This window comes from Halomonas sp. BM-2019, assembly GCF_017584085.1.
In genome coordinates, this window is the sequence record NZ_CP071922.1 from 728,169 (window position 1) to 747,212 (window position 19,044).

Annotated in this window: 14 protein-coding genes and 1 pseudogene; 13 read left to right on the forward strand and 2 right to left on the reverse strand. The window is 64.9% G+C overall.

Translation table 11 applies throughout. From position 1 onward, the window contains the following. A partial coding sequence (locus J5F18_RS03735) for a tRNA-dihydrouridine synthase (RefSeq protein ID WP_346300992.1) occupies positions 1-879 on the reverse strand: 879 nt, incomplete at its 3' end. A 179-nt stretch (positions 880-1,058) separates the two neighbouring features. On the opposite strand from J5F18_RS03735, the gene J5F18_RS03740 reads away from it, so the two are divergent. From J5F18_RS03740 to J5F18_RS03785, 10 genes and pseudogenes are all read left to right on the forward strand, one after another. Then, a complete protein-coding gene (locus tag J5F18_RS03740; protein WP_346300993.1) occupies positions 1,059-1,307 on the forward strand; it encodes an OadG family protein in 249 nt (82 codons plus the stop codon). A gap of 53 nt (positions 1,308-1,360) precedes the next feature. Next, positions 1,361-3,178 (forward strand): sodium-extruding oxaloacetate decarboxylase subunit alpha, encoded by a 1,818-nt coding sequence (gene oadA / locus J5F18_RS03745; RefSeq protein ID WP_346300994.1) that lies wholly within the window; start codon positions 1,361-1,363, stop codon positions 3,176-3,178. Between the two features lie 11 nt (positions 3,179-3,189). Next, positions 3,190-4,512, forward strand: coding sequence for a sodium ion-translocating decarboxylase subunit beta (locus J5F18_RS03750; RefSeq protein ID WP_346300995.1), 1,323 nt, complete (start codon positions 3,190-3,192; stop codon positions 4,510-4,512). A 329-nt stretch (positions 4,513-4,841) separates the two neighbouring features. Further along, complete coding sequence (locus tag J5F18_RS03755; protein WP_346300996.1) at positions 4,842-5,207, forward strand: hypothetical protein; 366 nt, start codon at positions 4,842-4,844, stop codon at positions 5,205-5,207. Positions 5,208-5,284: 77 nt separating this feature from the next. Beyond that, positions 5,285-5,824, forward strand: a complete 540-nt coding sequence (gene radC, locus J5F18_RS03760; protein ID WP_346300997.1) for a DNA repair protein RadC — start codon at positions 5,285-5,287, stop codon at positions 5,822-5,824. Between the two features lie 93 nt (positions 5,825-5,917). Continuing rightward, a complete protein-coding gene (locus J5F18_RS03765) occupies positions 5,918-6,541 on the forward strand; it encodes a DUF3275 family protein (RefSeq protein ID WP_346300998.1) in 624 nt (207 codons plus the stop codon). Between the two features lie 82 nt (positions 6,542-6,623). Beyond that, the gene (locus tag J5F18_RS03770) at positions 6,624-7,217 is read left to right on the forward strand and encodes a hypothetical protein (RefSeq protein WP_346300999.1); all 594 of its coding nucleotides are present in this window, start codon (positions 6,624-6,626) and stop codon (positions 7,215-7,217) included. Positions 7,218-7,285: 68 nt separating this feature from the next. Continuing rightward, positions 7,286-8,395 (forward strand): annotated as a pseudogene (locus J5F18_RS03775) (DUF6094 domain-containing protein); the annotation flags it as partial. 137 nt (positions 8,396-8,532) lie between these two features. Next, positions 8,533-8,775 (forward strand): plasmid related protein, encoded by a 243-nt coding sequence (locus tag J5F18_RS03780; RefSeq protein ID WP_346301000.1) that lies wholly within the window; start codon positions 8,533-8,535, stop codon positions 8,773-8,775. 129 nt (positions 8,776-8,904) lie between these two features. Then, positions 8,905-11,133 carry a DEAD/DEAH box helicase gene (locus J5F18_RS03785; protein ID WP_346302166.1) on the forward strand — a complete coding sequence of 743 codons (2,229 nt, stop codon included), beginning with the start codon at positions 8,905-8,907 and terminating at the stop codon, positions 11,131-11,133. A gap of 225 nt (positions 11,134-11,358) precedes the next feature. Here the strand turns inward: J5F18_RS03785 and J5F18_RS03790 are convergent, their stop codons facing one another. Then, on the reverse strand, positions 11,359-14,847 hold the full coding sequence (locus tag J5F18_RS03790; protein ID WP_346301001.1) for an indolepyruvate ferredoxin oxidoreductase family protein: 3,489 nt from the start codon (positions 14,845-14,847) through the stop codon (positions 11,359-11,361). A gap of 193 nt (positions 14,848-15,040) precedes the next feature. Here J5F18_RS03790 and J5F18_RS03795 point away from each other — a divergent pair, with 193 nt between their 5' ends. From J5F18_RS03795 to J5F18_RS03805, 3 genes are all read left to right on the forward strand, one after another. Continuing rightward, positions 15,041-15,928, forward strand: coding sequence for a LysR family transcriptional regulator (locus J5F18_RS03795; protein ID WP_346301002.1), 888 nt, complete (start codon positions 15,041-15,043; stop codon positions 15,926-15,928). Between the two features lie 40 nt (positions 15,929-15,968). Further along, positions 15,969-16,871 (forward strand): LysR family transcriptional regulator, encoded by a 903-nt coding sequence (locus J5F18_RS03800; RefSeq protein ID WP_346301003.1) that lies wholly within the window; start codon positions 15,969-15,971, stop codon positions 16,869-16,871. A gap of 199 nt (positions 16,872-17,070) precedes the next feature. After that, positions 17,071-19,044, forward strand: coding sequence for an aconitase family protein (locus J5F18_RS03805; protein ID WP_346301004.1), 1,974 nt, complete (start codon positions 17,071-17,073; stop codon positions 19,042-19,044).

Genomic DNA, 19,044 nt, shown 5'->3' on the forward strand with positions numbered 1-19,044 from the left:
GAGTCGCTCGAAGCGCTGGGCCGCTTCGCGGTCCCGGGCGCGCATATGGTTGAGCCACTGCTTGACCAGCGAGGTGACCACGCGCTCGGGAAGTATGCTACGCTGCATTGCAGCAAACTCGCCCAGGATGGTTGCCCGTGCGGCCCAGGGGGTGGCCGGCAGCCGCTCGCCGGTGCGCTGCCAGTGGCGGATGCGCGGGGCCAGCCAGGGGTCGGCCAGGGCGCCGCGGCCGAGCATCACGTCGCGACAGCCCGAGAGGGTGCGGGCCCGCCAGTAGTCCTCCAGGGTCCAGATATCGCCGTTGGCCACCACGGGGATCGACAGGCGCGTGCGAATGCGCCCGATCCACTCCCAGTGGGCCGGCGGACGGTAGCCCTCGTTGCGGGTGCGGCCGTGCACCACCAGCTGGCGGGCGCCGCCGGCCTCGGCGGCCCGGGCGCAGGCCAGCGCCAGGCGGCGGTCGGCGAAGCCCAGCCGCACCTTGGCCGTCACCGGGATGGCGTGGCCCACGGCGTCGTGCACGGCGGCCACGGCGGCGTAGACGCGGCCCGGGTCGCGCAGCAGCGAGGCGCCGCCGTCATGGCGGTTGACCAGCTTGGCCGGGCAGCCGAAGTTGAGGTCCAGGCTGATGGCGCCCAGTTGCAGCGCCTGCCGGGCGTTGGCGGCCAGCGCTGCCGGGTCCGAGCCCAGCAGCTGCACGTGCACCGGGGCGCCGCCGGGAGTCGCGATGGGGCGCCCAAGCAGCTCGGGGCAGTGCCTGTGGAAGACGCGGGGCGGGAGCCTCGCATCGACCACCCGCACGAACTCCGTGACCGCCCAGTCGAAGCCGGGTCGGCGGGTCAGCAGGTCCCGGGTGTGGGCGTCGATGACCCCCTCCATGGGGGCGAGCCCGATGCGGCCACTAGGGTTTTGTAGTAAATTAACAACTCTGACTTCCACCATGTCCCCATTGCAATCTGCTGCGAGTGTGGCAGGTTATACCATCGAGATAATTGCGCAAGCCGCCATGTTGTAGGACGATCGCTGCATGGTTGCTGAAGATCACACGGAGGCACCGCATGCAGGATGTCGAACTTCTGGAGGAAGGCCTGGCCCTGATGGGGCTCGGTATGGGGTTTGTTTTTGTTTTTCTTACCGTGCTGGTGATCACCACCACCCTGATGTCGTTGGTGATCCGGCGCTTCGCCCCCGAGCCGGCCAAGCCCGCCGCCGCGCCCCGCCCGCCGGCGCCCGCCAGCCAGGATGACGAGCTGATGGCGGTGATCGGTGCCGCCCTGCATCGCTACCGCCAGCGCCACCGTCGCTGACGCGCTCCCCGGTTTCCCGCCTACCCCTTCACTATTATGACAAGGTCAAGCCCATGACTGACACTGCTCGCCCTCTCGGTATCACCGACGTCGTCCTGCGTGATGCCCACCAGTCGCTGTTCGCCACCCGCCTGCGCCTGGATGACATGCTGCCCATCGCCGAGAAGCTCGACCGCGTCGGCTTCTGGTCGCTGGAGTCCTGGGGCGGGGCCACCTTCGACTCCTGCATCCGCTACCTGGGCGAGGACCCCTGGGAGCGCATCCGTGAGCTCAAGGCGGCCATGCCCAACACCCCCCAGCAGATGCTGCTGCGCGGCCAGAACCTGCTCGGCTACCGCCACTACGCCGACGACGTGGTGGACCGGTTCGTCGAGCGCGCCAAGACCAACGGCGTCGACGTCTTCCGCGTCTTCGACGCCATGAACGACCCGCGCAACCTGGAGCACGCCATCCGGGCGGTGCGCAAGGTCGAGGGCCACGCCCAGGGTACCCTCTCCTACACGGTGAGCCCGGTGCACACCCTGGACGGCTGGGTCGAGCTCGGCAAGACCATCGCCGCCATGGGCGCCGACTCGCTGTGCATCAAGGACATGGCCGGCCTGCTCAAGCCCTATGACGCCTTCGAGCTGGTCACCAAGCTCAAGGCGGCGGTGGACATCCCCATCCACATGCAGTGCCACGCCACCACCGGGCTCTCCACTTCCACCATCCTCAAGGCCGCCGAGGCTGGCATCGACAACGTCGACACCGCCATCTCCTCGATGTCCATGACCTACGGCCACAGCCCCACCGAGTCGGTGGTGGCGATCCTGCAGGGCACCGAGCGCGACACCGGCCTCGATCTCGAGCGGCTCGAGGAGATCGCCGCCTACTTCCGCGAGGTGCGCAAGAAGTACGCCGCCTTCGAGGGCTCCCTCAAGGGCATCGACTCGCGCATCCTGGTGGCCCAGGTGCCGGGCGGCATGCTCACCAACATGGAGAGCCAGCTCAAGGAGCAGGGCGCCGGCGACAAGCTCGACGACGTGCTCCAGGAGATCCCCAAGGTGCGCGAGGACCTGGGCTTTATCCCGCTGGTCACGCCCACCTCCCAGATCGTCGGCACCCAGGCGGTGATGAACGTGATGATGGGGGAGCGCTACAAGTCCATCTCCAAGGAGGTGCAGGCGCTGCTCAAGGGCGAGTATGGTGCCGCCCCGGCCGAGCTCAACAAGGAGCTCCAGGCCCGGGTGTTGGCGGGCAAGGCCCCCATCACCTGCCGCCCGGCCGATCTGCTCGAGGCCGAGATGGGCAAGCTCTCCGCCGAGCTCAAGGCGAAGGCCAAGGCCGACGGCATCCGCCTGGCCGAGGGCGAGCGCGAGATCGACGACGTGCTCACCTACGCGCTCTTCCCGCAGATCGGCCTGAAGTTCCTCAAGAACCGCGACAACCCCGACGCCTTCGAGCCGGCGCCCCGGGCCCCGGAGAACGGCAATGGCCAGGCCAGGCTGCCGGTCGCCGCACCGCAGGGCGGGGCCGTGGCCAAGGCCCCGGCCGGCCCCGAGACCTACACCGTGAAGGTCAACGGCACGGCCTATGTGGTGGAGGTCGCCGAGGGTGGCGAGATCGCCGACGTGAAGGCCCAGGGCGCTGCCGCCCAGCCCGCCGCCGCGCCGGCTTCCACCGGCGAAACCATCGCCGCGCCGCTCGCCGGCAACATCTTCAAGGTCAACGTGCGCCCGGGTGACGCCGTCAAGGAGGGCGATGTGGTGATCATCCTCGAGGCCATGAAGATGGAGACCGAGGTGCGCGCGGCCAGCGCCGGCACCGTCTCTGCGGTTCGGGTCGGCGAGGGCGACAGCGTCGCCGTCGGCGACGTGCTCATCGAGCTCTAAGGGCCACGATCATGGAGAATCTGCTGACACTCTGGGAGGGCTCGGGAGCCTACAACCTGACCCTCGGCCAGGCGGTGATGATCGGGGTGGGGCTGGTGCTGCTCTATCTGGCCATCGCCAAGAAGTTCGAGCCGCTGCTGCTGGTGCCGATCGGCTTCGCCGGCATCCTGGCCAACATTCCCGAGGCGGGCCTGGCCATCTCGGCGCTGGACCAGGCCATCGAGGTGGCGCGCCCCGCGGTGCTCCACCAGATGGCTGCGGCGCTGGGGGCCACCCTGGACCCGCTGGCCGGCGAGGAGGCGTGGCGCGCCACCCTCAAGGCGCTGGTCGACAACGGCGCCTCGCCGGACCAGCTGCGCGCCGCCCACGACGCGGCGGTCAACGTGGGCTACGGTGACGGCCTGCTCTACACCTTCTACCAGGTCGCCGTGGCCTCGGGCATCGCCCCGCTGCTGATCTTCATGGGCGTGGGGGCGATGACCGACTTCGGGCCGCTGCTGGCCAACCCGCGCACCCTGTTCCTGGGCGCGGCGGCGCAGTTCGGCATCTTCGCCACGGTGTTCGGCGCGGTGGGTCTGTCGGCCATGGGCTGGATGGACTTCTCCCTCGAGCAGGCCGCCGCCATCGGCATCATCGGTGGCGCCGACGGTCCCACCTCGATCTACGTGTCGAGCGTGCTGGCGCCGGAGTTGCTGGGGGCCATCGCCGTGGCCGCCTACGCCTACATGGCCCTGGTGCCGATGATCCAGCCGCCGATCATGAAGCTTTTGACCAGCAAGAAGGAGCGCGAGATCACCATGACGCAGCTGCGTCCGGTGTCCAAGCTCGAAAAGATCGTCTTCCCGCTGGCCCTGCTGATGCTGGTGGCGCTGTTCCTGCCGGACGCCGCGCCGCTCCTGGGGATGTTCTGCTTCGGCAACCTGATGCGCGAGTGCGGCGTGGTGGAGCGCCTCACCGACACCGCCCAGAACGCCCTGATCAACATCGTCACCATCGTGCTGGGCCTAGCCGTGGGCTCGCGGCTGATGGCCGAGAGCTTCCTGGCGGTGGAGACCCTGGGGATCATGGCGCTGGGCATGGTGGCCTTCGCCATCGGCACCGCCGCCGGGGTGATCATGGCCAAGATCATGAACGCGGTGAGCCGGATGCCCATCAACCCGCTGATCGGCGCCGCCGGGGTCTCCGCGGTGCCGATGGCCGCCCGGGTGGCCAACAAGGTGGGGCTGGAGGCCAACCCGCACAACTTCCTGCTGATGCACGCCATGGGGCCCAACGTGGCCGGGGTGATCGGCTCGGCGGTGGCCGCGGGGGTGATGATCAAGTACCTGGGCTGAGGTAATCACTCGCCCAAGCAAGAGCAGGAGCTGGTATACCTTGACAGCTCCTGCTCTTGTCATACCATCCAAGAGGCAAGCGCCGCCCATGGCGGCCCGGTGGCCTCGACCGGCACCAACCGAGGCACCCAAGCACCCAGGCGTTTCGAGGGTGCGCCGCTTGGCGGTACGCCACCTCCCAAGGCCTCGCGCATCCCGAGACGAGGCCGCCCGTCCGGGCTGGATGCAGCACGTCTTCCTCGGCACTCATGTGCCATCACCCACCAGGGGATTCACATCCCCGGTGGGGAAGGTGTGTCCCCTGTGTGCACTACCGCAGGAGATCCACCATGAAATCCTACGATATGTCGTTTCTGGCCCGTGACTTCGGTTTTGCGGGCAAGGTCCGCCTCAGCGAGCGGGTCATGGACGACTGCATGTACGTCGCGGAGCACGTGGTGTCGGACTATGGGGTCACCCCCATCGAACGATTCCAGCTGCTGCTGCAGAACGTGGCCGGCCAGCTGTCCGGGTACCCGGCTGGGACCCAGGCAGTGCGGCTGACGCATCATCGCATCCCGCCCAGCGGGAACCCTCACCAGTCTCTGGCTCTCGAGCTCGAGGCCCTCGTGGTGGAGAACGACCGCCAGCACGGTGACTACTTGCTGGTGGCACGCCACGACGAGCTGAACCACGCGCTGCTCGCCGCGGCGTAACCCTTCCTCACTACCCACCCCGACCGGGACATCGCTCCCGGAGGGGGCGGTCTCGGTCATGTCCGGAGGTTCTGGTCATGACACACACTTCAGCAGCTGCCCTCCCGGCAGAGTCTCGCTACTCCCCATCCAGCGTGGCTCAGCTGTTCGTGTGCGACAGCGACGGCAACTACCTGGCGGCCCCCGATGACCGCGTCATCGATGCGGCGCGACAGGTGGTGGAGCGTTCCGTCTCCAAGGGCATGAAGCTCACCACGCCCAACCGGGTGCGTGAGTTCCTGTGGCTCAAGCTGGCCGGCTACGACCACGAGGTATTCGGTGCCATCTTCCTGGACACCCAGCACCGCGTGATCGAGTTCAGCGAGCTGTTCCACGGCACCCTCGACTCCGCCTCGGTCTATCCGCGGGAGGTGGTGAAGGCGGCGCTGCACCACAACGCCGGTGCGGTGATCTTCACCCACAACCACCCGAGCGGAGAGCCTGACCCGAGCGATGCGGACCGACGCATCACCCAGCGCCTTCAGGAGGCACTGGGTCTGATCGAGGTTCGCGTGCTCGACCACATCGTGGTGGGCGGCTCGGACTCGGTCTCCTTCGCGGAGCGGGGCTATCTCTGACACCTCGGGCCCTTGCCCGATGCCGCTTGGACGGGTGCCGGCACTGCCGGCCCCGTCCGCTTTTTTCGCATCCTGTCGAACAGGAGTCTGGTGATGATCAAGATCCCCGGGCGGCTTACCGTCCGCACCATTCATGGGCGCAACGGCCCCTTCAACGTGGGCCGGCTGGCGGCCTCGATCGGCGAGTTCGTCATCAAGGACCCTCAGCTGGACCAGTTCAGCGAAGGGGTGTTTGAGGGCGAGTTTCTGCTGCTCGAGATCCGCCCGGCGAGCTACTTCGCCGGAGGCCGGCTGGTGGTGGAGGTCCGCGCCAGGGTCGGCGAGATGCTGCTGACCGAGGACGGCATGCTGGTGACCCAGCATGGCCCGCGCTTCGACTCCGCGGAGGTGGATCCGCTGGAGGAGGAGTCCGCTCCTGCGCCACCCGTGCCGCCAGCCCCTCTTGCGCCTGGGTCGGGCGAGCCGATGGCTCCGCCTGCGCCGCCGCCTCAGGTTGATGCTGGCGAGGGGCCAGGGCCGCAAGCCCCGGATACCCACGCCGCGGGCCAGGAGGCCAATCCCGACGCCGAGCTCTTCGGCCTGCTCTGGCCCCTGGGGCAGAGCGTCAAGCTCGATCCCACCGTGGACCGGGCGCTGTTCCGCCGTCAGGTGAGTCGCTTGAAGGAGTTGGGCTACCGATTCCAGGCGCCGACCCAGATCTGGCAAGCCGCTGCCTGAGGCAGCCACTCCCCACCGGGGCATCTCGATGCCCTGGGCTCGGGATGTCCCCATCGCTCTTCGCTAACCGATGGAGGCCATCATGCTCGAGCTCAACACCCTCGATGAGTGCCTGGACCTGTACGCCGATGCGTTCTGCATTGGCCGGCAACGTGAGTGCCTGTTTCTCTCCCTGTGGGGGCGGGATACGGCGCTGCAGGAGCTGCTGGCCAGGCTGACGCTAGCAGCGGCAGACAACGGCCTGGATACCCTGCATCTCTGCCAGGGCGACACTCGCCACGTCATGGTCTTTGGCGACATGGACCGCTACTCCCGGCGCTCCGCCCGGCTACGCCAGACGCGCTTCGGCACCCTGGTGCACGTGTGGCTCTTCGACCAGCGCTGCATCACGCCGGATCGCGCCAACCTGCACAGCATCGCCCTGCTCGACGACGAGGCGGGTGCCTGCCCAGTGGATGACCAGCTATGGCCCCGCGTGCGGGAACTCTGCCCGGTGCCCCTGCTGGATCACTGGCAGGGGCCAGTGATGACGCTGCTGCATGCCCAGCAGGCAGTACTGCCGGCCTCGTTCTCGCAGGGGCCGATTCAGGCCTGGGAGATCTCACTCGATGAGAACGACCTGGCCCCGCGCCTCAGCGGCATGATTCGCGCCGGCGTGCTCACCCCCGAGCCCTGAGCGCTCGCTCCACCCTGGTGCGGACATTCTGGCCGCGCTTACCACACCCAACCGACTGGAGGTGTCGCATGGCACTGATGTTTCAGCGCATCGCGCGCAACTTTGCCAGGAATGGCTACTTCCCCACGGACGCGGCGTCGCTCGAGCGGGTGCTTCAGGCGCTCAGCCCGGCGAGCGCCGGCCGGATGCGCGTGCTTGACCCCTGTGCGGGGGAGGGCGCCGCCATCGCCGAGCTTGCCCAACACCTGGGGCGCGAACGCGTACAGGCCTGCGGCGTGGAGTATCACGCCGAGCGGGCCGCCTCGATGCATGGCCTGGTGGACAGGGGCCTGCAGGGCGACCTGATGGACACGGTGATCTCGCCGCGCAGCATGGGCTGCCTGTGGCTCAACCCGCCCTATGGCGACCTGCTGGCCGACCACGCCGGCTATGAGCGCTATCAGGGCAAGGGGCGCAGACGCCTCGAGAAGCTGTTCTACCAGCACACCGTTGGCACTCTGCAGTACGGGGGCGTGATGGTGCTGATCGTCCCCGACTATGCCCTGGACAGGGAGCTGACCGGCTGGCTGGTCAACCACTTCACCGAGCTGCGGGTCTTCCGTGCCGCCGTGGATGACTTCCAGCAGGTGGTGATCCTGGGCCGCCGGGTGCGACGCCGTGAGGCGGAGCGCAGCCAGGAGGCCAAGGCGATGCGCGCCCAGCTGCTGCGCGTGGGAAGCAAGGAGGTCACGCCCGAGGTGATTCCGGCGGTGTGGCCCTTCGAGCCCTACGTGGTACCGGCGGCTCAGGGCGAGCTGCGCCACTTCTATCGCGTGTCGCTCGATGCCGAGCAGCTGGCCGATGAGGTCGTGCGGCTGCAGGGGCTCTGGCCTGAGGTGGGCAGCGTGTTCGGGAAGACCGGCCAGGCGCCGCGTCCTCCGGTACGCCGACTCTCCTCCTGGCATCTGGCCCTGTCGCTGGCGGCCGGGGCGATCTCCGGCGTGGTGACCGCTCCCAACGGGCGCTGCCTGGTGGTCAAGGGCGACACCCACAAGGATAAGGTCGCCAAGACCGAGTTCACCGAGCGGGAAGACGGCTCCATCACCGAGACCCGCGTGCTCACCGACCGCTTTGTGCCGGTGATACGCGCCTGGGAGATGACGCCGGACTCGCCTCACTGTGGGCAGCTACTGACCATTACCTCGACGCCGGCGGCCAATGACGGCGAGCCGGAGGAGGGTGATCAGACTGCAGACGCCGAGGCAGGCGATGCGCCTGCCCCGCTCAACCGGGTCGCCGACCGGATCCGCGCCGCTTCGAGATGGGGCGCGTGGTGATGACCCGGGCCGTCAACGAGCGGGTGGAGAGGGGCGAGGTCTCGCCCATGGCGCTGCTCCGACGACACGTCACCGGCGACTGGGGTGACGTGCCCGAGGAGGACCGCCAGAGCAATGAGCAGGCGCTGATTCACGGTGACAGGCTGCTCTCGTCCTACCGGGTCGGTGAGTCGCTCACGGTCTGGATCATCACCGAGGCGGACCGCAGCGCCACCACGCTGCTGCTGCCAGACGACTACTGACCGGCGCCCCGGGCGCCATTCCCCACGGCGGGCCTTCCCAACCCGCCAGGGGAGGAGAGTGTCCGCCGTTTTCTTGTGCACAAGGAGACGGACATGAACGACATCACTCAGCTGCCGGCGGCGGCCGGCATGGCGAAGCCTGGCGAGGTCTTCGGGCCTCAGGTGGACCTCAACGCCTTCGTGGAGGAGTTTGGCGACGGCCTGCTGGCCTCGCTCAACCGCTCCCATCCCCCGGTCTATGACGGCGAGCCCAACCCTCGTCGCCAGGCCATCATGGCGTCTCTCAAGCGAGCGCCTTTCCCCGAGCAGGCCGAGGTGGTCCAGGCCATCTCGGCGCTGCTGCTCGACCGGCACGAGCCGGCGGGCATCATCAACGCCGAGATGGGCACCGGCAAGACCATGATGGCCATCGCCACCGCGGCGGTCTGTCACGGTGAAGGCTATCGGCGCTTCCTGGTGATCGCACCGCCCCACCTGGTCTACAAGTGGCGGCGGGAGATCCTGGAGACCGTCGATCAGGCCAGGGTCTGGGTGCTGAACGGCCCGGACACCCTGGTCAAGCTGCTCAAGCTCCGTGAGGCCCTGGGCCAGCCGTCCGATGGACGGCCGGAGTTCTTCATCCTGGGGCGTGTGCGCATGCGCATGGGCTTTCACTGGCGACCCGTCGCCGCGCGCAAGCGCGTGCCGGGCGGCGAGCTGGCGGCCTGCCCTCAGTGCGGTGGCACGCTGATCGACAGCGACAACGAAGCGGTACCGTTGTCGCAGTTTCTCCGTGAAGAGCGGCGCCACAAGTGCCGGCACTGTCACAGCCCTCTCTGGACGCTGATGCGGCCACAGCGGGCGACGGGCAGCCTGCAGCGCGACCTGGTGCTCAAGGCGCTGCGCAAGCTGCCTACCATCGGCAAGGTCTCCTCGGAGCGCCTGGTGCAGCAGTTTGGCGAGGAATTCCTGGCCACGCTGCTGGGCGACAACATCCACGAGTTCATCAACCTCATGGATGAGAACGGGGAGCTGGTGTTCTCCGACCGGCAGGCGGCCCGGATGGAGCGGACCATGGCCACGATGGAGTTCGGCTTCGGCGAAGGCGGGTATCAGCCGACCGAGTTCATCAAACGCCAGCTTCCGGATCACACCTTCGATCTGCTGATCGTGGACGAGGGACATGAGTACAAGAACGCCGGGTCGGCCCAGGGCCAGGCCATGGGCGTGCTGGCAGCCAAGGCGCGCAAGTCGTTGCTGCTGACCGGCACCCTGATGGGCGGCTACGCCGATGACCTGTTCCACCTGCTGTTCCGCATCCTCACGACGAAGATGCTCGAGGACGGGTATCGCCCCAACGGGCGCGGATCGATGGGCCCTGCGGCCATGTCGTTCCTGCGCGACCACGGGGTGCTGAAGGACATCTACACCGAACGTGATGGCGATTCGCACAAGACAGCGCGAGGCAAGAAGCTGTCGGTGCGCACCGTCAAGGCCCCGGGCTTCGGCCCCAAGGGGATCATGCGCTACGTGCTGCCCTTCACCGTCTTCCTCAAGCTCAAGGACATCGGTGGCAACGTGTTGCCGCCCTACGATGAAGACTTCATCGAGGTGCCGATGGACGACGAGCAGGCCTTTGCCTACCGGCGGCTCGAGGGTCAGCTGACCGCCGAGCTCAGACAGGCGCTGGCACGCAAGGACACCACCCTGCTGGGCGTGGTGCTCAATGCGCTGCTGGCCTGGCCGGACTGCTGCTTCCGACCGGAGACGGTCAAGCATCCGCGTTCGGGCAGCCTGCTGGCGTTCGTGAAGAGCCTCTACGGCGAGCGGCAGCCGATGCCCAAGGAGCGTGAGCTGGTGGAGATCTGCAAGCGAGAGAAGGCGGAGGGGCGCAAGGTGCTGGTCTACACGACCTACACCGGCAAGCGCGATACCAGCAGCCGACTCAAGGCGGTGCTCACCCAGGCCGGCTTCAAGGTCGCGGTGCTGCGCTCCAGCGTGGAGACCCAGCGGCGCGAGGACTGGATTGCCGAACAGGTCGACCGCGGTGTCGACGTGCTGATCACCAATCCGGACCTGGTGAAGACCGGGCTCGACCTGCTGGACTTCCCTACCATCGTCTTCATGCAGACGGGCTGGAACGTCTACACCCTGCAGCAGGCCGCCCGCCGCTCCTGGCGGATCGGTCAGCGGCAGCCGGTGAGAGTGCTGTACCTCGGCTATGCCGGATCATCGCAGATCGCCTGCCTGTCGCTGATGGCCAAGAAGATCGCCGTGGCTCAGAGCACGTCGGGAGACGTCCCCGAATCGGGCCTGGATGCCCTCAATACGGACGGAGACTCCGTGGAGATGGCCCTGGCCAGGCAGCTGGTCGGCTGATCGATACCCAACCATGCCCCCTCTTCGGAGGGGGCTCTAATTCCTGGACAACCTCAAGATTCATAACGGAGGGAGTGAGAGGCCTCAACGGAGTGAGGGGGGCCATTGTTACGTAGTTCTGGATCCACCACCCTACCAGCAGCCCACTTTGCCGCTAGCTAGCGGCTGACGAGGTCGAGAAGAAAAAGGCCACCGGGCGAGAGAGGACCCGATGGCAAACGGCATTCAGCTGACTTCATAGCAGTCGATCTTCTGGATCGATGGCTTCAGGTTGCGAAAGTCCCGGAGCAGCTGCTGTTGCATCTCTTGGGCGTGCTGGGCGTACCGCTCCTTCACGGGGCCAAAGCCGCGGATCCGATCGGGCAGGGCGGCGAGCTTGACCGCCACGGGATGATTCTCGGCGGTCAATTCGGCTTCCAGAGTGTCCAGCAGCCGTTCATAGTCCTTGAGCAGCGTTCTCTCGAGTTTCCGGTCGTGGGTGTGCCCGAAGGGGTCGAGCGGGGTCTGGCGCAGGAATTTCAGGCGAGCCAGCAGCTTGAAGGCTTTCATCATCCAGGGGCCATAGCTCCGTTTTCTGGGGGGATCCCCCGCCTTGCCGCGTGCCCACAGCGGTGGCGCGAGCTGGAAGTTGAGCTTGAAATCGCCCTCGAAGGTCTCGTGGATCTTCTCCATGAACTTGGGATCGGAGTAGAGCCGCGCCACCTCATACTCGTCCTTGTAGGCGAGCAGCTTGAAATAGTGGCGAGCGACGGCCTCCGTCAGGCCGATGGCGTGGGGCTGCAGGCGCTTCTCCAGGTTGCGGATCCGTTGCACTTTGTCGGTGTAGCGCTTGGCGTAGGCGGCATCCTGATAGGCGGTCAGCTGTTCCTGGCGGCGCTCGATCACCTCATCGAGGGTGCGGGAGAGCCCTGGTTGGGGGCCGGTGGCACCCTGTTGCCGGGTCAGCCGCTCGACCTCCTCGAGGTCATGAGCGGCGCGCCGCCCCCACTGGAAGCTGGCCTTGTTGAAGTCCACCGCCGTGCCGAGCGTCTCGATTGCCTCGAGCAGTGTGGACTCCGAGAATGGCAGCAGCTCCTTCTGATAGGCCACCCCGAGCAGGAAGGTATTGGTGGCGATGGAGTCGCCAATCAGCCGTGTCGCCAGGGTACTGGCATCCAGTGAATGCAGGCCTGTCTGCCCGACCCGTTCCACCAGGCGCCGATACATCCGTTCACTTTCGAAGCGGGGGTCCGGGTTGGCTTCCAGATCGCCGCTGGTGGCCTGCTGGGCATAGCGGCGGATGAAGGTGCTGGTGATGCTTTCGGCCAGGTTGAGCACCACCGACGTCCGTTCGGATTGCAGCTTCGACAAGGTCTCGTCATCGGCACTCACGACCAGGTCGCCACCGATCAGCAGGTCGGTTTCGCCTGGGCCGATGCGGGGGGCATGCAGCGCCTCCTGGGTCCTGGCCAGGCGCACGTGGGACCAGACGGCCCCGCCTTTCTGGGCCATGCCGGTCATGTCCAGGGACACGACTCCCAGGCCTTGCTGATGTGCCGCCAGGCCGAGCAGCGTCCCGATGGTCACGACCCCGGTGCCGCCGATGCCGGTGATGAGGATGTTGTAAGGCGCGTCCAGCGACGCCAGCGCCGGTGTCGGCAGGGCATCGGCCGCGGGGGTGCCATAGGCCGGGCTGCCCTTGCGCAGCTGTCCACCCTCCACCGTGACGAAACTGGGGCAGAAGCCGTCGAGGCAGCTGAAATCCTTGTTGCAGGAGGACTGGTCGATGACGCGCTTGGCGCCAAACTCGGTCTCGACCGAGACCACCGACATGCAGTTCGACTGGCGGCTGCAGTCCCCGCACCCTTCGCAGACCGCCTCGTTGATCATCACCCGGCGTGGCGGATCGGGATACTGCTTACGCTTGCGCCGGCGGCGCTTCTCGGCGGCACAGGTCTGGTCATAGATGATCGCCGAGACGCCCGGATAATCGCGCAGTTCGCGCTGGATCGCCTCCATCTCGCTGCGATGGCGTACCGGCACGCCATCGGCCAGCCCGCTGATCTGGGCATACTTGTCCGTGTCATCGCTGACCACGATGATGCGCTTGACCCCCTCGGCGGCCAACTGTTGAGAGATCTGCGGCACCGTCAGGGTGCCATCCACCGGCTGGCCACCGGTCATGGCGACCGCATCGTTGTAGAGGATCTTGTAGGTGATCGGCGCCTTGGCCGCGACGGCGGCCCGGATCGCCAGGAGACCGGAATGGAAATAGGTGCCGTCCCCCAGGTTGGCGAAGACATGTCGCGTCTCGGTGAAGGGTGCCTGGCCGATCCAGGCCGCTCCTTCGCCGCCCATCTGGGAGAAGGTCTGCGTCTCCGGGTAGATCCAGGCGGCCATGAAGTGGCAGCCGATCCCGGCCAGGGCGCGGCTACCCTCGGGGACCTTGGTGGAGGTGTTGTGGGGGCAGCCCGAGCAATAGTGGGGCACCCGTTGCATCCCCGAGGCCGCAAGCTGGCCAGGCGCGTAGCGACGTTGCAGCAGCGCGTCGAGACGGGCTTGCAAGCCCGTATCCTCACGATGCTCGAGGAGCCGAGCCACCAGGACGCCGGCGATGTCCAGATAGGAGAGTTCGCCGCACTCCGGGAGCAACCAGTGATCGGCAGTCGCCTGGCTACCGTCCGTCTTGCCGACGACACGCGGGCGCGCGCGCTCCTCGAGAGAGAAGAGCACCTCCTTGAGCTGCTGTTCGAGAAAGGCGCGCTTCTCCTCGACGACGATGATCTCATCGAGCCCACTGGCGAACCGGCGAATCCCATCGGGCTCCAGGGGCCAGACCATGCCTACCTTGTAGACTCGCAGGCCGAGTCGCTTGGCGCCCTCGGCGTCGATTCCCAGGCTGTCGAGTGCCTGGCAGACATCCAGATAGGACTTGCCCGAGGTGACGATGCCCAGCCGCGCCTCGGGGGCGTCGAACGTCACTCGGTCGAGTCGGTTGGCGCGTGCGTAGGCCTGGGCGGCGCGGAGCTTGTATTGCGCCAGGCGAGCCTCCTGGTCCAGGGGGGGATCGGGCCAGCGAATGCCGAGCCCTTGCTCGGGCAGGACGAGGTCTTCGGGTAAATGGGTCTCTACCCGCCAGGGATCGACGTCGACTACGGCACCGCTCTCGACAGTGTCGGCCACGGCCTTGAGCGCGACCCAGCAGCCGGAATAGCGCGACATCGCCCAGCCATGGATCCCGTAATCGAGATATTCCTGAACATCTGCTGGGGCGAGGGTCGGCATCATGACGGCTTGGAAGACCTGCTCGGTCTGGTGGGCCAGGGAGGAGGAGCGGGAGGCGTGATCGTCGCCTGCGATGGCCAGCACACCGCCATGCTGCGAGGTCCCTGCAGAGTTGGCATGACGGAAGACGTCACCGCTGCGATCGACTCCGGGACCCTTGCCGTACCACATGCCGAAGACGCCATCGTACTTGGCGCCCTCGAACAGGTTGACCTGTTGACTCCCCCAGATGGCGGTGGCGGCCAGTTCCTCGTTGATGCCAGGTTGGAAATGAATGTGGTTCGTCTTGAGCTCTGCCTTGTTCTTCCACAGGGCCTGATCCAGACCGCCCAGCGGTGAACCCCGGTAGCCCGAGATGAAGCCGGCTGTGTTGAGCCCCGTGGCAGCATCACGCTGGCGCTGAATGGCAGGGAGCCGGGCCAGAGCCTGGACACCATTGATAAGGCACAACGTATTGTTTTTATGTGGTTCAGTTGCTGAAGCAGGGAGGCTCATAAGCTAACTCCGCCTGACGCTAGTCGGATTGTTCGTGAGTAGGGCATTCGATGGAGCTTGAGACTAGGGAGCGGCAGGGGTATTGTAAAACGATAAAAATATCTACCTGGTATCTGTTTTTTTTATGTCAAAGCTCCACGATGTGTCGATGCGGCAACTACGCTACTTCGTGGCGGCCAGCGAGGCTCGCCAGTTCTCGATGGCGGCGGCCAAGGTCAATGTGTCGCAGTCGGCGGTCACCGCAGCAGTCCATCAGCTCGAAGAACGCATGGGGGTGAGGCTCTTCGAGCGTAAACCCACTGGCGTCGAACTCACGGCGGAGGGGCATCAGTTCTATCGGCACGCCCGGCATATTCTCGATACCCTTCAGGATGCCTTGAGCGAGCCTAGGTTCCAGCGCCATAGCGTCAGCGGCACGGTTCGCGTCGGCGCCTCCTACACCGTTCTCGGCTATTTCCTCCCTAACCTGCTGGCACGTTTCAAACGCAGCTATCCTGAGGTCGAGGTCGAGCTGATCGACATGGAACGAGAAGGCATCGAAAAGTGCGTAATGGAGGGCGATCTCGAGCTGGGGCTGATAATCCTGTCCAATTCCGCCCACCGGGAACGCTTTGCGCACCATGTGCTGATTCGCTCGCGACGCCAGCTCTGGTTGGCTGCCGACCATCCCCTCATGCACCGATCGAACGTCACCCTGGAGGACGTGGCCGAACAGGCGTATATCATGCCGACCGTCGATGAGGGGGAGGTCTCGGCGACTCGCTATTGGCAGTCTCACGCTGTGCAGCCCCGCGTGGCCTTCCGTACCTCGTCCATGGAGGCGCTGCGGGGGTTGGTAGCACACGGGTTCGGTGTGACGATCCTCTCTGACATGCTCTATCGGCCCTGGTCCCTGGAGGGCAGGAAGATTGGCTGCCGCCCCTTGGATGATCGGGTCCCACCCATGGAACTGGGCCTGATCTGGCATCATGATGCTGACTTCGACGAAGCAACGCAGGCGCTGCAGAGCTTTCTGATCCAGGCCAGCAGCGCATGATTCTCCGAGATGAAACTCGTGTAACAAGGAAAAATAGGTCATGGAGAATATCGTCAAGAAGCTGGACTTGACGTCGCTACGGCTTTTTGTCGCAGTGTGCCAAGAGAAGAACATCGCCAGGGCGGCGGCCCGCGAGTTCATTACCCCATCGGCCGTCAGTCGCCGCATCGCCGAGATCGAGTCCACGGTAGGCCTACCGGTGCTGATACGCCATCATCGCGGAATCTCGGTGACGCCTGTGGGGGAGGTGGTCCTCAGGCATGCCGAGGATGTTCTGGCCAACCTGGAATCGCTCGGTGCCGAGCTGTCGAGTTTCTTCTCCGGTATCCGGGGTACGGTCAAGATCTCCGCCAACCTCTCATCCATCGTTCAGTTTCTTCCCGAAGATATCGCGTCCTTCAAACGCATGTTTCCCGATGTGCGCGTCGAGTTGGAAGAGCAGAACACCATCGAGGTCATCGAGATGGTGACGCGGGGCGAGGTCGACTTCGGTATTTGCAACAATATTCCCGAAACCGATGACTTCACTAAGCTGAATTACCGCGCGGATCGGCTCTCAGTGATCATGATCCGCAATCATGCGAAGGCTGGTGCTGAGAAGATCAGCTTCGCGTCCCTGCTCGATGAGTCCTTCGTGGCGCTGCGGGGTGATAGCGCATTGACAGCGCTATTGAATACCAAGGCAAAGGCCTTGTCGCGATCCCTGAATGTGACCATTGGGGTGACCAGTCTGGATGCGCTCTGCCGCATGGTGGATGCGGGCCTGGGTATTGCGGTGGTTCCCCACCTGGTCGGTGAAATGTATGTCAATACCCTGGATGTCGTGGTGGTGCCACTTGAGGATGATTGGGCGCTGCGGCAGCAAGTGATCATCCATAATGCCGGTGCCTTGCTCTCCGCATCGGCGAGCAAACTGGTCGAGTTCCTTGTGGAAGGCGACTGAGAACTGACTCATGACCTTCTTGATAACCAAGGAAGCTATAGTGGCATTGGTTAAATCAGTAGATCTCTTTAGACTAAGGTAGTAGAGGCTAAAGTCTAGGGTGTCGGGGCTGATAAATCGCGATGCCTGTGTTTCGGAAATGGCACGCCTCCTGCGGTGACGTTGCTGCTAGCCTTGAGCTCAGTTTCAGGAGGACGCCATGCAACGTACAGTACCTATCACGGGCCGAGTGCTCTATCTCTCGGATGATCCCGAAAAGATCGATCGCCAATTGGCCGGCCATCCCATCGACCTTGATGCCGCTCAGCCGCTGCGTAACAACGTCTCCACCGATGAGATTACGCCGACCACGATCATGCTGGTCTACGATGAGCGCCTCGGTCGCTACCCCTATGTCGGCTTCAAAGCGGGGGACCGGTTACCCATTCCCGAGGAAGCCATTCGTGAGGGTGGTTTCGCCGTCACGGTAGCAGGCAAACGCTATGGCAAAGGGTCGTCGCGTGAGTCCAGTCCGCTGGCCGAGCTATCGGCAGGCATCCGCTTGATCATTGCCGAGAGCTTCGAACGGATCTATCTGCAGAACTGTGACAACATCGGCATCCTCACCTCCACTGACTTCACCCTGCTGGATAAGATCACCTCGGGTGAAGCGATTCCCATCGAGGCGTTTCTCGAGGGGCGCGATGCCGTGACACAGGAGATCATCCGGCACGGTGGCCTGCTAGCCTACAGCAAATCCAGGCAGTGGCCCCGGGCCGAGAGTGTGCAGGGGCGTGAGAGCGCCGGAGAATCCCTCACACTGGTGGAGAAGATCATCCAGCGCCACCTGCATCCCGAGTTTTCCGATAGCCAGCGCGGCGAGGGCATCTTCGTTGCCGCCGACTGGCGCTTCAGCCATGACTATTTCACCGGCATGTGTGCTCACTTGATACACAATGCCTTCGGCGATTCGGTGAGCCTCGATCGGCCGGAGAGGATCATCGCCTTTCAGGATCACCTGGTACTGGCATCCGAAAGCCACCCCCACGTGACCAAGGGACTCTTGCCCGGTGTGGCCAACTTGGCCAGTGGGCATGATCAGTTCATCCAGCGCTACCCGGTGAAGTCCCACGGTGTTCTGAAAGAGGCTAGCGGATCCGAGGGGATCTGTCATGCGTTGATGGCGGAACGCTATGCACTCCCCGGTGAGGTGGTAGTCGGTACCGATTCCCATACACCGCACTCAGGGGCACTGGGATGTTTTGCCTTCGGTGCCGGAGCCACCGATATTGCCAACAGTTGGGTGACCGGCTACATCCGGTGCAAGAAGCCGGAAACACTGCGTATCGAGCTCGAGGGTGAGCTGCAGCCCGGTGTCACTGCCAAGGATATCGTCCTGCACCTGCTCAAGCAGGAACCCATCAAGAGCGGTGGGGCCATTGGCTTGGTTTTTGAATATGGCGGTCAAGCCGTGCGCAAGATGTCCATCGATGAGAGGGCCACCCTGACCAATATGGTGGCCGAGATGGGTGGTTTGACCGGGATCGTCGAACCCGATGAGGTCACGCAAGCGTTCCTGCGTGAGCGGCGTGGCATCGATTTCGAGATCGAAGACTGGATGCGAAGTGATCCAGGGGCTGACTACAGGGAGACCCTGAGCCTCGATATCAGCGAGCTGGGGCCGATGCTGGCAAGCCCGGGAGATCCGGGTAATGGGTTGCAGGCCGGCGAACTCAAGAAGCTGGTACCTATTGATATCGCTTACGGAGGCTCTTGCACGGCGGGGAAGCGAGATGACTTCGATTGCTACCATGAAGTCTTGGCCTGGGGACTGAAACATGGACTTAGAATACCAGAGCATACGCGATTTTACTTGCAGTTCGGTACGCTTGACGTCAAGCAATACTGTGAAGAGCAGGGATACCTCAATACCTTTGAAAAGATGGGGGTGACGCTGATCATGCCCGGGTGCGGGGCCTGTGCCAACTGTGGCCCAGGGGCCTCAATACATGAGGATCAAGTCACCATCAGTGCCATAAACCGGAATTTTCCGGGTCGCTCCGGCCCCGGGAGTGTCTGGCTGGCAAGCCCCTATACCGTGGCAGCCAGCGCATTATTGGGACGCATCGGAACATTTTCAGATGTGATGAAAATACCAGATCAGAAAGAGGAGCAGGAAAAGAGGAAGAGTTAA